A 13,074-nucleotide genomic window follows, 5' to 3' on the forward strand; every position below is an offset into this window, starting at 1 on the left:
CTTGTCATAATAAATTGCTCATTAATCATCTGGCATCTGATGCATAACAAACCATCCTCCTCCTGCTTTACACCTGCTGCGACGCTTTTTGGGTTTCATTTTTTGTGCTTCGGTACTTATTATTTATCAGTATATGCAACGTGGTTACGCCCAGGATGCTGCCCAATACCAGGGGGACTGCCCAGAGCTGCCACCAGGGCGCCCCGGCTGCCACCACATATTCACGCGGCCATGCGATATTGATAAGTTCAAACACGGCCCAAACAAAGGCAACTGCATTTATCGCCAGTCCCCAGTTACCCAGCTTCAATGCACCCAATGCGGGATTCCACCGGCCGGTAAGACGGGCATATAATCCGACGCCCGTCGTCATGGAAAACATCGCGTATAGTCCTCCCGTACCGAAAGCGATTATGGTGGCAACCGCTCCATCATTTAACCCGAAAAGCAATCCGAGCCCGGACAGCGATATGGTCGTAAGAATGGCGTTCCGCGGAATTTTATGTCTTGTCACATGACTGAGGTGAGCCGGCATGTTCCCTTCACGCGCCATTGAGAATACGATGCGTGAAACGTAATTAACCACTGAAGATCCACAGGAAAGGAAGGCAATCATCACAATGGCCAAGAAAGGTTTTGCGGCCCAAGCTCCGATGGTGCTGGTAATAATGGGCGAGATGGGATCGGACGTAGCGCTGGCTTCCACCAGGACGTCATGTTCGACGGACAGCATCAGCGAAGAAGAATTGAAGAGAACCACGGTTCCCACGGCGCACAAGGAGAGGAAAATCGCACGCGGGATCATTCTCTCGGGGTTATGAGCTTCTTCGGCAATAGTGGAACAGGCATCAAAACCGATGAAAGCCCAACCCGCAATGGCCACAGCGGCCAGAAAAGCAGCAATGTCGGTGGGAGCCAATCCCGTACCCAGATGCTGAAACAATTCGGAGACCGGATGGACTCGGAAGAAGAAAAACAAAACCAGTGCTACGCATATTGATCCAATCACCTCTGCACAGACACCGAGTAAATTGATCACCTTGAAGATACTCTGATCAACCAGATTGACCATCGTACAGATCAGCAGGAACGCAGCGCCCGATAGCACCGCGGTCGGACCCTGTACGTTACCACCGATAAAAACAGCGGAAAGCCACATACCGCCGGTATAGGCGGTTGTAGTCAGCATAGCGATCGTGGAACTAACGTAAATGACCCCGGCATACTGACCGGTTCGCGGCCCTATAAGCTGCCGCGCCCATTTGTAAGCACCGCCTGCGATGGGGAATTGCGAAGAAAGCTCGGCGTAGACTGCCGCCACCATCATTTGCATTACCAGGCACAAGGCCAGGGCAGAAATCCAGCCACCCCCCGTCACTAAATTCTGCACACCGAAGATGGCGTAAAGCCCGACGACAGGTGACACGACTGAAAAGCCAAGCGTAAAGCAGTTCCAGACACTCATGGTGCGCTTGAGTGCGTGGGGCTTTGTCGCTCCGTTATCAGAAGTAAAGCTATTCTGACTTTGGTTTATTGGCATGATGCCCTCCCCAAACCACAGGTCGCGACATGAGGCTGCCAGCCGTCCACAACTATTTTTATAGCGACATAAGCTCCTGAGGAGGCTACAGGTAGCCTCCGAAGCTTATCGATGATCACGACAAGATGGGAAAATCCAGAAAGGAAGTGCATGACGAAGTCTCCTTAATCGGCGGATCAAATTCCAAGAGCGATGTATTTAAATATACATTCTCCCGGGCTTTTATCCCTCCGTGGAGCCTCGTCATAACGAAGCCGGAAACTCTCGGACCAGACATTTCCTGCTACGGAAACCGGAACCCTAGTTTCTCCTTACATCAATCTACTGCTTTGGTCTTACTAATTTGACCGCAAAATTGCAAAAAAAGCGGTTGATATTATACTCGAATACCCAGTTGTCAGACCTTTTCAACTGCACATGGAAGAAATTGTACACATCTGATCATAAAAAGCAACACTAATTTATTCTTGAATAGCAAAAAAATTGTAAACAAATTCCATCCATAAAATGGAATCGTTATAGGGATTTCAACACTTGTAATATCATCGTATTTCAAAATGAATCAAGTGCCCGCAAGGTTCCCGCTACCAGCAAATCCATTTCCTGCTCGTTAATGATATACGGCGGCATGAAATAGACTGTGTTTCCCAATGGGCGTAACACCAACTCCTGCGCAAGTGCCGCCTGGAAGAATTTTCCGGAAAAATCAGGATCACGGGTTTCCACTTCGAATGCCCAGATCATTCCGCAATTACGGAAATTATTGACCTTGGGATGGGATGCGATCGGCTGTGCCGCATGATTGAGATAGCTTGCTTTAACACGGTTGGCTTCAATGATGTTGTCCTGCTCGAAAATATCCAGTGTAGCCAGTGCGGCACGACAGGCGAGCGCATTGCCTGCATGGGTATGGGAATGCAGGAAGCCGCGTTTGGTTTCATCGTGATAAAAAGCTTGATAAATCCTGTCGGTGGTCATCACCACGGATAACGGCAGATAGCCGCCGCTCAAGCCTTTTGCCAGGCATAAAAAGTCCGGGACGATATTCGCTTGCTCGCAGGCGAACATCGTCCCGGTCCTGCCAAAGCCGACGGCGATTTCGTCAGCAATGAGATGTACCTGGTACTTGTCACATATCTGTCTTGCAAGCTTAAGATAATCGGAATGATACATGCCCATGCCCACCGCTCCCTGCACGAGCGGCTCGACAATAAGTGCTGCGGTTTCGGTATGATGCTGCGAGAGATGCGCTTCGAGCGCAGCCGCAGCACGACGCGCATAATCACGGGCAGATTCTCCCGCAGTTGCATAGCGCCAATCCGGGGTAAGAACATGCGCGCTGTGGCGCAATAGCGGAGCGTAGGTATCCCTGAACAGCGCTACATCGGTTACCGACAGCGTGCCTAGTGTTTCACCGTGATAGTCGTTTTGCAGGCTGACAAAACTATTCTTTTCCGGGTGACCGCTGTTGTGCCAGTAATGAAAACTCATTTTCAATGCAATTTCTATCGCCGATGCGCCATCACTGCTGTAAAAGCAATGGCCGAGATTGCCCGGCACGAGTTTGCTCAAGCGCTCTGATAGCTCTATCACCGGTTCATGCGTGAAACCCGCCAGCATGACATGTTCCAGTTTATCGAGTTGATCATGGATGGCGGCATTGATGCGCGGATTGATGTGACCAAACAGATTGACCCACCAGGAACCAATGGCATCGAGGTAGCGTTCACCTTCGAAGCCGTAAAGCCACACGCCTTCGCCTCGGGCGATGGGAACGAGCGGCAGCATTTCGTGCTGCTTCATCTGGGTGCAGGGGTGCCAGATTGCTTTTCGGCTGCGCTCCTGAAAGGAGACTAATGACGGTAGAATTTCAGAATCGATGCCAGACATAGGATATTTACCAGTGGCTATAGGAATTTAACGTAATTGAGCGTTTGAGAGCTTGTCTCAGATCACTCACAAACTCTTGCGTCAGTGAATAATTATTGAACCTGGAAGCTAATGAGAAGGCTGTAAATCAGGAAGAACCCAAGAATTCTTGATTATATTTCTGATCACATTAACTTTGCCCTGGGGATTTTTTTCGCGCCACGACAACACCATCACGCGTCGGGTTGATAAAAGCGTCAAATTCAGGATCATTAAAAATAAGCCGGTTGTGCTCAAGAATTGCTTCAGTCCAGCCGGGTACAATATCAACATATTTTTCCACCGCCACACGTCCATGCCAAAGCACATTATCAGCGATGTAAAGACCGCCCGGACGAATGCGGTCTTTAGCCATTTGCCAGACCTCGGGATAATCCCCCTTGTCGACGTCGTTGTAACAGATATCGAATAACCCTTCGGTCTGTGTAAATATCTCCTGCGCGAGTCCGGCGCGAAAATCAACTCTATCCGACAAACCTGCGGAACCGAGATATTGCTCTGCTTTCTCCTTGTTCAGAGGATCTCCATCAGTACAAATTACCTGCCCATCCGCACCCACCGCTTTTGCAAACCAATAGGCGGAATAACCGTAGCCGCTGCCAAACTCGAATATACGTTTAGCGTTGGCTGTCTTCGCCAATGTTTCAAGAAACACCCCTACTAAACGGCCGACGATGGGGAAATTATTTTCCTTCGCTACCGCTTCCATTTCTGTCAGCACCGAATGATCCGTTTGGCCTACGAGGCTGCGCATATAATCTTCGATTGCCGGATTGACCGGAATCAATACGGTGGGATTCACAATAGTGGGTGATTGCATGGTAGCCATAATCTTCTCTCCAAAAAAAACAAAGCCAGGCTGAATATTTCGTTGTGCCCAACTGTACGCCCATCACGATGATGGGTCAAACACAAGCCGTGTACCCCCAACATGCGTATCTTGGCATGAGTATCGAATTAATACCCTGGTGATGCCATGGTAATATTGACGCTGTTTGGTGTAAAATTACCTTTCTTTCGCTTCGATCGGGTTAGCTACACTTCTAACCACGGGCTATACTGATCGAAACTGCCTAGCCGGGTGCCGAGCGCCTTAATGGGTGCAACGCCGGTTGAACGAATCAGCAGGAAATTCAATGCACTACACGGCTCCGGCCTTCGCACGTCAGAGCGCTCGCCTATGATGTCGTTCCCCGGAAACTATCTGAATTTAATTAAATTTGAAACGAGGGTAAAAATGAGTAATGGACCGCAAATTGTACTGACGTCTCAAGATCTGGACCGGCTTGAAGCTTTGCTTGAATCGCTTCCGGAAAATGCGTTTCCCGGCAGGGCGGCACTGCGAGCCGAGCTGGACCGTGCCGAAATTGTCGAGTCCGAGCAGATACCACCATCGGTGGTCACCATGAATTCAACCGTCCGCTTCAGCATCGATTCTTCGGGTGAAGATTTTTGCCTGACCCTGGTTTATCCAAAAGATGTAGACGGCACCGGAGACAAAATCTCCATTCTCGCCCCCGTGGGCAGCGCTCTCCTCGGTCTATCCACCGGGGATGAAATAGAGTGGCCTCGCCCGGGCGGAGGCACGATAAAGGTACGGATCGTGGAAATCGTCTCCCAGCCGGAGCGTGAAGGAAAATTTTACCGTTAGAAATATTTCCACTGAGCGCCAGATATCGGCGCCTCTGAAAAGAAAACGAAACAATAATGAGTGAAACAGACTTCAATGAAGCGCTAGTGGGTGAATCTGGCTATACACAATGGCAGATATAATCGGCGTGATTGGACAATGCCCACTGTTCAAAAGTGGGCATGATTCTGCTATAGTTGCGGGCATTTTTCACCCGGATCCACAGGAACCTCCGCCATGAATCTACTCCGTCCCCTGATTTCCCAAGGAATAAGCGCTGCCAAACCCAGGACATTTCCGGCACGCAACCCCGGATCACTTTTGAAATGGTGCCTGGGTGCGGGAACGTTGGGACTGGCGTGCCATGTTTTCGCGGCGGATCCCGCTCCCGCCGCCAACGCCGCCGGAACGCCAGCGGCTCCGGCTGCGGCACCCGCAACTCCCACGGCAGGCGCCCCATTCGATTGGTCAAAAGCGCCTCCCGTCACCGCGCCGCCGCGCCCCGGTATGTTTTCCATCCCGCCAACCGGCCCGGGATACTATTCACTCTGGGATGTGGTCACCGGCAATGAGCGTCAAGCCCCGCCGGTTGCGCCCAACGCACCCTATGCCCTCATGACCACCCCCGCCTTCGAGATCGATTACCGCTATATGGAGAAGCCGGGGTATGAAAAGGATCTGTTCGATCCCCTTAAGCGCATCCACATGGGGGAGGATTTCCTGCTGTCTTTCGGCGGCAGCTTCTGGTACCGCTACATGCGTGAATCCGATGCCCGCTTGACCAACACCAGCGATAATTACCACATGATGCGCAGCCGCTTCCACGCCGACTTCTGGTATCAGGACAAGGTCCGGATCTTCGCCGAGTTTCTGGATGCCCGCACCTTCGGTCAGGCCTTGACACCCGCCGCCACCGATGTCAATCACACGGATATGCTGAATCTGTTTGCGGATATCAAGCTGGCGAATGTCAAGGAGGGTCCCGTTTATCTGCGCGTCGGCCGCCAGGAATTGCTCTACGGGTCGCAGCGATTGATTTCCACCCTGGACTGGGTGAATACGCGGCGCACCTTCCAGGGCGCCAAGGCCTTCTGGCGCACGCCTACTTTTGATCTGGACGCTTTCTGGGTGCGGCCGATGATTACGCAACAGAGCCACTTCGATAATTGGGATACGAAGCAGGAGTTCTTCGGTTTATGGGGCACCTACAAGCCCATGAAAGGCCAGCTGGTCGATATGTATTTCCTGAGCCTGGATGATAATCGCAACCGGGCGATCGGCAGCAACGGCCTCATGGGCAATTCGAACACGCATACGCTTGGCGGGCGCCTGGCCGGCGACTACAATCAGTTCCTCTATGAGTTGGAGGGCATGTACCAGTTCGGCCAGTACTCGAATCAGGATATCTCGGCCTTCGCGGTCGCCTCCGGCGCCGGCTATCATTTCAAGGGGGCGCCCATGAATCCCCAGTTCTGGCTGCGCTATGACTTTGCCTCCGGCGACAAGAATCCCAATGACGGCGCGCGCAATACCTTCAACCAGCTCTTCCCTTTCGGGAACTATTATCTGGGCTGGATCGACCGCGTGGGCCGCCAGAATATCCATGATTTCAATGCCCAGATCAATCTGCATCCCCAGCCCTGGGCCACCTTTACCGCCCAGTACCACCGCTTCTATCTGGCCAACAAGCAGGACTTTCTGTACAACGCCGCCGGCGCCGCCACCCTGCGCGATGTCACCGGCCAGGCGGGCGGTTACGTCGGCGATGAAATCGACTTCCGTTTCAATATCCACGTCAACCGCCAACAGGATATCCTGGTCGGCTATTCGAAACTCTTTGCCGGCAATTTCCTCAAAGCCACCGCTCCGGGTGTCTCCCCCGATCTCTTCTATGTCCAATACAATATGCGGTTCTGACAGGCATCAGGAATCGATGGGTGAGGAAAATAAGGTTTTCGTGTGAGATTTCTGATCCGGCCTTACCCTGATCAATCCCCGGCAAACTCGCATAACGCGAATACCTTGAAACCTTGGATCTCCAGACGAGACCTGCCGCCAACATCGGGCAGGTCGATGACGAAACAGCATTCCACCACTTCTCCGCCCATTTCCTGTATCAACGCAGCGGCGGCCTCTGCCGTACCACCGGTAGCGATAAGATCATCGATCAGTAACACGCGATCACCTCTCTGAATCGCATCCAAATGAATCTCGATACGATCGCTGCCGTATTCCAGTTGATAATCGCGTCCGCGTGTCTCGGCAGGCAACTTACCTTTTTTGCGTATCGGCACAAAGCCCAAACCAAGCTCGTAAGCAACCGGCGCGCCGATGATGAAACCACGTGATTCGATACCCGCAACCTTATCAATTTTTAATGTTTTATAGCGGTTACTGATTTCCTGAATAGTGGTGCGTAACCCCACCGGATCCTTGAGCAGTGTGGTGATATCCCGAAACATGATGCCCTCATGAGGATAATGCGCGATGGTGCGAATACGTGATTTAATTTGCATGAGAAGATCCTGTTTCTGGTTTCAATTCCTGGAACTGTCGAATACTCAGTCATTAGCGATGCGAATGATAGGGGATTTTCCACAATAGTGCCGGAAAAGTTGCTGGAAACGCCGTTCTGGTTTATTCTTTGCGCCCCTGCCGGGGTTCCGGCGGGAAATTGCATCAGCGGGAGAGATGGCCGAGTGGTTTAAGGTACACGCCTGGAAAGCGTGCGTACGGCTTCAACCGTACCGAGGGTTCGAATCCCTCTCTCTCCGCCACATATGCAAATAAACTCGAAATGGATTTCCACGCCATACTTTGCAAGCACGATTGGTGTAGAACCCATTCTTAGATCGGCACGATCAATCCGTTCTTTTCAGCCAGTGAAGTAAACCTGGTCGGAGAATCAATCCTAGTTGCTGATGCTGTCACCGCAGCGACACTTCTATACTCATCAGCTTACCGCCGGGCATGTCAACGATCGATGGAAATGCAGTAGCGCCTCATTGCGCTCCACTGCATGGCGCAAATTTCTCTTGCAGAGTGAGCCGGTCTGTTGCCCGTCTGTCCATTTCTGGCGCAAAGAACTGGTAGTTATTGCGCCCATTCTCCTTGGCATGGTACATGGCGATATCACTGTTTTTCAGCAACGTTTCCACGTCTTCTCCATCGGATGGGAACAGGGCAATACCCACGCTACCGCCGATATGTAGTTCCCTGCTATCGATCAGAAAAGGCTGGATCAATCCGTCCAGTATCTTCTGCGCCACCACCTCCGCATCCTGAGCACCGCCTATATTCGGTAACAGCACAATGAATTCGTCCCCACCCCGGCGCGCGACCGTGTCTTCACCACGTACGATGGCGCTAAGCCTTGCTGCAACGTCCTGCAGCAGCAGATCACCCATATCATGCCCCAGGGAATCATTGATGGTCTTGAAATAATCCAAGTCAATAAACAGTACCGCTGCTTGTTTCTCGCTGCGGCGGTCATGGGCGATCGCTTGCATGATGCGGTCCCGCAATAAATTCCTATTAGGTAAACCAGTCAACCCATCATGAGTCGCCATCTCAATAATGCGCTTCTCCGATTGCTTACGCTCGGTGATATCGATGGTCATGCAAATCAAATACAGTGGCTTTCCAGATGCGTCATAAATAGGCTTCTTGAAGGTATGACCAAGGCGATTTTGCCCAAGCGCGACATTCCAGATTGTTTCTTCAAAATCAATTTGGCTACCCACCATAAATACTTCTTGATCCTTGGCGAGAAATTGTTTCATCTGCTCAGGCGGAAAGACCTGACTAGCATCCGTTCCACGCAGGTCTGAGAAATTGATGCCCCATTGTGCTTCGCAAGCTTTGTTCATCGCCAAGAACTTACTTTCGGCATCCTTTATAAAAATAGCGATAGGCAAGATATCTATTAATACCTGAATTTTTTGTGCGTCATCAAAGAACTGGAAATGTGGGATCATTCTTTATCTATTGTGGCGATTATCGTCGTAGCTGGAATCGTTATATCAGGATCCATAAAAATTCGGTTGCTAAGCAGGGTGATTACCTAAAGTCAAGCATGGATCTTTTTGATCAGTGGTTGGAACTTATTTTTTACGTATGAATAAAGCCCGCACTTTTATTATGATGGAATCCTTAGGCTACAACTTCTTTACAGCGTACGCTACATCGCGGTCCCCGTTGCCGCCCACGTCCCCGACAGGCACTCAGTCAACAGGGTCTGGACCGAATCGCCCCGGGTTTCATAGAGGCTGTTTAGTTTAAGTTAGATGTCTACCGCGGTCTTCTCGGCCAGTTGCCGATAATAGTTTACCTCAGCTTCAGCCGATGGAATATAACCGATAGGTTCGTGTGGTGGTTAAACGGGGATACCCATTCCAGGCAAATACGTCGATGACAAAGGCCACATACGCCAACCCTGCCACGTTGATACATACGTGAAATCTGAAATCCATAGCTGGTTTGGGTGATCGGTTTGAATCGTAGGTGTCGCGACTTTATCTGACAGGTTACCCGATTTGACTGATACGGTTGTCAGATCAGATTTCATTGAATTCAATTATTGAATTTTATTAAAAATATATTCTTATCCAGTGTTACCGCTTCTCTTTAATTGAGGTTCTTGTCGTAATGAATTCCAATTGTTCTTTTTAAGCTGAATCCGGCATTGAAGCACTCAGGCACTACCCCCGTAAATGTATCAAATCCTGAATTGATTTTTCCTTTCAGGCTCACCGTTATATACCCTTCCGGTTTTTCAACCCATGCACCGTTACCCAGAATTAGGGAGCCGTCGGAATAATAAGAACCGGTAACTACGAAACGTCCTGTAGCCGTCTTAGGATTTGATGACGTTGGATAGAACAAAAAATTACCCTCTACCGTGCCATTTTTTTTGCCGGCAAGTGTCAAGGTAACGCCAGTTGGCCCCTGAAAACATTCATAGTTTCCGATCCACTTGCCGGAAACGCGCTTCGCATTTGCTACCATCGTTGGGGGATCTATTGATGGTTCGCTCACACCCGCCGTAAGAAACATAATCATTCCCAGCATTGGCTTCACGTAACTACCCAACTCACCCTGCAGTATATCTACGCGCATTTTGGTAATCATGTTGATGGAAATATCATGATTATGTCACGTGTTCCGCATTCCGCGAGAACCAGGTAAAAAATGGTTAACTGAGCCATAAGCGTGGCTTGATCTTGTAGTGATCCATGAGAGGCATAAGGAAATATTTTCTATTTGGTATTGCAATTATTTATATATTAATTATACTGAGAATAGTTCTCATTATCATATATACATCGCGCATGACTACGAATAGATTGGGAATACCATGTCTGATTATCCGCTACAAAGATCAACTTTAGATCGACCTCGGCGGCATGGCTCACTCCATAACCGCTTACAACAAATGCTGAAAGAAAAATTCGACCATGTGATTAGATGGTTTTTTAAGGATCGTAAAAATATGCGTCTCATAAAACAAACAGGATCATCGACGAATAATCACCCGGCAGACGGGAAGGACGCACACTTACAGCCGAAATCGACGAGCAAGCAACAAGGGTTAACGAATCGCATCGCCCTCGTAGAGAATCAACGAGTCAATCGTCAAATTCATGTTACAGACACTGAGCAGTGGATACCGCTGATCAAAGCAAGAGCCTCCGCTGTTCCGCCACAACATGTCTCGGGTAACGAGCAAGAACCCGATTGCGGGCGTTCCAGTCTCGCCGGGCTTTGTATCTTGTGCGTGGGAGGACGTGCCGCCTTATATCCTGCGTACCGTCATCTCGTCGAGACCTCGGGTGGATGCTTTTTAATATACCGGGGCGACCTCCAGGAAAAAATAAGTTATCTCCCTACGTTGCTTACCCGCGCCGATGCGGTAATCTGTCCAGTGGATTGCGTAAACCATGCCATTTATTTTGCGGTTAAACGTTACTGCATGCGTTTTGGCAAACCCTGTGCGATGCTGGACCGGTCTGGCTTACCCACGTTCCGCAGGGGTATGGAGATACTGGCTGCTGCAACGCTTTAACCGCATGCCTCTATTCAAGACTGGAACCGGTTCAGCATTACTTCGATCCAAATACATCTGCCAGGAAACTTTTGGTTTCATCCCATGAGGCCTTGTCTGCAGCGGCATCATATGCGAGCGGCAGGTTGAATTTGCGCCCATATTCATCTGCGGCTGGGTCGGTGAAGCTATGCTTGACACCAATAAAAGTCACTGCCTTGTAATTGACACCAGCTCTGTCCATTTCCTGCTTGAACGCTACCACCTGCTCAGCCGGAATCATGGGATCATCGGTGCCGGTAAAGGAAATAATTTGCGCTTTCACCTTGCCCGGTTGCGCCGGCATTTCCGTTGCCAATCCGCCGTGAAAACTCGCCACACCTTTCAAATCCTCACCCAGGCGAGCCATTTGGAGTGCCATGCTGCCACCGAAGCAATAACCCAGCGCGGCAATATTTTCGGCGTCCACATTCTTCTGGTGCCTTAGTAACTTCATTGCCGATTCAAAGCGCACTTTTGCCAAGGGCAAATTCTTAGCCAACTCGGCCGAAAATCTTGCAGCCTCATCCGGATGGTGAGCCTGCTTACCATCACCGTACATATCCAGTGCCAGTGCGACATACCCCATCTCCGCCAGCATCATCGCGCGTTTGCGCGCATAGTCGTTGTGACCCCACCATTCATGAACCACCAATATACCAGGCCGCCTGCCCTTGATTGCGTCGTCATAGGCAATGTAGCCTTTCAGAATGGTACCGTCGGCGGTATAGGTTACCTCCTTGCCTTGCACGGTGGCTTGCACGAGCGAACTGCCGAATAACAACGTAGCAAATAGCAGAATATTCTTCATCGTAACCTTTGATTGCATAGTTGGATAAATCCATCTCAAAGAATTTAAACACTGTGGGTCGTCCACTAGAATGAACGGCTACGAAGCTTATGCCTTATCGTCACCGGGAAAATATACCGGGATCCCTGCATATTCCCCCGACTCCCAGCCCCCTGCGAATCCTTATTATTAAAGGACTATCGCCGATATCTCCGATATCTCGTTTTCCCACCTGTAAGATTTTACAGCTATTTAAAGTTTCCGTTTTGTAGTCTCATCACTTCTATTATCAACCAGCGCTAACGACGGAAGTATGGGTTCCCCGCATAGCGTAAAAATGGATCGCCAGCCAATGGTGGCGATCCATTAATCCGGATATGCAGGTCTTAATATCCGGATAAGTCGGGGAGCGGCTCGCGATACGGGTATTGAGCATGAGCCGCTCACCCTTCTCACCCGATTTTTAATACTGAGCGATCTCGAGAACATCTGTTTCACCATGGGGTGGCAATAAAAAAGCGGCATCTATCATAGATAAACAAAAGTCATATTTCTTGCGTGCACTCGATAAACGGGGCACGCGGCACTCTTCGGCCATAAATGGCTGGTAAAGCGGTTATACCTTATCCTTTTTCATGCGGGCAAGAATGTTCAATCAATATATTGTTTTCATTCTGGATGGTCAGCGCTATGCACTGCATCTGTCTGCGGTGGACAGAGTGGTGCGTATGGTCCATGTCACTCCGCTGTCAAGTGCACCGGACATCGTGCTCGGCGTAGTCAATATACAAGGCCAAATCGTCCCTGTCATTAATGTCCGGCAGCGTTTCAAGTTGCCAAAACGAGAAGTCACCCTGAACGACCTGCTTATTTTTGCACATACAAAACGGCGCCCCGTAGCGCTGGTAGTAGATGCGGTTACGGGAATTCTCGAATGCTCCGAGGAAAGCCGGCTCTCGGCGGAAAGTGTTTTTCCGGAACTCGAGTATCTCGAAGGTATCATCAAATTTAAAGATGGGCTGATCCTGATCCACAATCTGGATAAATTTCTTTCTCTGGAAGAAGAAAACACTTTGGATCTGGCACTGGATACCGCCTGAGGC

General features: G+C 50.1%; 12 protein-coding genes, 1 tRNA gene and 1 riboswitch. Of the genes, 5 read left to right on the forward strand and 8 right to left on the reverse strand.

The features are described from left to right. Window positions 1–67 precede the first annotated feature (67 nt). The 3 genes from BLR00_RS13390 to BLR00_RS13400 all read right to left on the reverse strand — a co-directional run bounded on the left by BLR00_RS13390 (window position 68) and on the right by BLR00_RS13400 (window position 4,298). On the reverse strand, window positions 68–1,540 hold the full coding sequence (locus BLR00_RS13390) for an APC family permease (protein WP_074633514.1): 1,473 nt from the start codon (window positions 1,538–1,540) through the stop codon (window positions 68–70). Between the two features lie 209 nt (window positions 1,541–1,749). Continuing rightward, a riboswitch (guanidine-I (ykkC/yxkD leader) is annotated at window positions 1,750–1,855 on the reverse strand. 237 nt (window positions 1,856–2,092) lie between these two features. Further along, a complete protein-coding gene (bioA, locus tag BLR00_RS13395) occupies window positions 2,093–3,430 on the reverse strand; it encodes an adenosylmethionine--8-amino-7-oxononanoate transaminase (RefSeq protein ID WP_074633517.1) in 1,338 nt (445 codons plus the stop codon). A gap of 169 nt (window positions 3,431–3,599) precedes the next feature. Then, window positions 3,600–4,298, reverse strand: a complete 699-nt coding sequence (locus BLR00_RS13400; RefSeq protein WP_074633520.1) for an O-methyltransferase — start codon at window positions 4,296–4,298, stop codon at window positions 3,600–3,602. 408 nt (window positions 4,299–4,706) lie between these two features. Between BLR00_RS13400 and rnk the strand changes: the two genes are divergently transcribed. Then, on the forward strand, window positions 4,707–5,120 hold the full coding sequence (gene rnk, locus BLR00_RS13405; RefSeq protein ID WP_074634322.1) for a nucleoside diphosphate kinase regulator: 414 nt from the start codon (window positions 4,707–4,709) through the stop codon (window positions 5,118–5,120). A 170-nt stretch (window positions 5,121–5,290) separates the two neighbouring features. Here the strand turns inward: rnk and BLR00_RS17110 are convergent, their stop codons facing one another. Further along, the gene (locus BLR00_RS17110; protein ID WP_256324154.1) at window positions 5,291–5,617 is read right to left on the reverse strand and encodes a hypothetical protein; all 327 of its coding nucleotides are present in this window, start codon (window positions 5,615–5,617) and stop codon (window positions 5,291–5,293) included. Here BLR00_RS17110 and BLR00_RS13410 point away from each other — a divergent pair. Further along, on the forward strand, window positions 5,607–7,016 hold the full coding sequence (locus tag BLR00_RS13410) for an alginate export family protein (RefSeq protein ID WP_256324137.1): 1,410 nt from the start codon (window positions 5,607–5,609) through the stop codon (window positions 7,014–7,016). The two genes, BLR00_RS17110 and BLR00_RS13410, sit on opposite strands and share 11 nt — an antisense overlap. 71 nt (window positions 7,017–7,087) lie before the next feature. Here the strand turns inward: BLR00_RS13410 and BLR00_RS13415 are convergent, their stop codons facing one another. Further along, complete coding sequence (locus BLR00_RS13415; RefSeq protein WP_074633522.1) at window positions 7,088–7,615, reverse strand: adenine phosphoribosyltransferase; 528 nt, start codon at window positions 7,613–7,615, stop codon at window positions 7,088–7,090. Window positions 7,616–7,784: 169 nt separating this feature from the next. Here BLR00_RS13415 and BLR00_RS13420 point away from each other — a divergent pair. Next, window positions 7,785–7,876 (forward strand) — tRNA-Ser (locus tag BLR00_RS13420). 225 nt (window positions 7,877–8,101) lie between these two features. Here BLR00_RS13420 and BLR00_RS13425 read toward each other — a convergent pair. After that, complete coding sequence (locus BLR00_RS13425; protein ID WP_074633525.1) at window positions 8,102–9,076, reverse strand: sensor domain-containing protein; 975 nt, start codon at window positions 9,074–9,076, stop codon at window positions 8,102–8,104. 649 nt (window positions 9,077–9,725) lie between these two features. Further along, a complete protein-coding gene (locus BLR00_RS13430) occupies window positions 9,726–10,229 on the reverse strand; it encodes a hypothetical protein (protein ID WP_074633527.1) in 504 nt (167 codons plus the stop codon). 361 nt (window positions 10,230–10,590) lie between these two features. On the opposite strand from BLR00_RS13430, the gene BLR00_RS13435 reads away from it, so the two are divergent. Then, a complete protein-coding gene (locus BLR00_RS13435; RefSeq protein ID WP_176759984.1) occupies window positions 10,591–11,163 on the forward strand; it encodes a DUF2325 domain-containing protein in 573 nt (190 codons plus the stop codon). 37 nt (window positions 11,164–11,200) lie between these two features. On the opposite strand, the gene BLR00_RS13440 is transcribed toward BLR00_RS13435, so the two are convergent. Then, entirely contained in the window at window positions 11,201–12,010 is an 810-nt protein-coding gene (locus BLR00_RS13440; protein WP_074633532.1) for a dienelactone hydrolase family protein, read from the reverse strand. A gap of 608 nt (window positions 12,011–12,618) precedes the next feature. On the opposite strand from BLR00_RS13440, the gene BLR00_RS13445 reads away from it, so the two are divergent. Continuing rightward, window positions 12,619–13,071: a chemotaxis protein CheW gene (locus BLR00_RS13445; RefSeq protein ID WP_074633534.1), complete on the forward strand. Its 453-nt coding sequence runs from the start codon at window positions 12,619–12,621 to the stop codon at window positions 13,069–13,071. Window positions 13,072–13,074: the final 3 nt, after the last annotated feature.

The sequence above is a fragment of the Nitrosospira multiformis genome (genome assembly GCF_900103165.1).
GTDB lineage: Bacteria > Pseudomonadota > Gammaproteobacteria > Burkholderiales > Nitrosomonadaceae > Nitrosospira > Nitrosospira multiformis_D.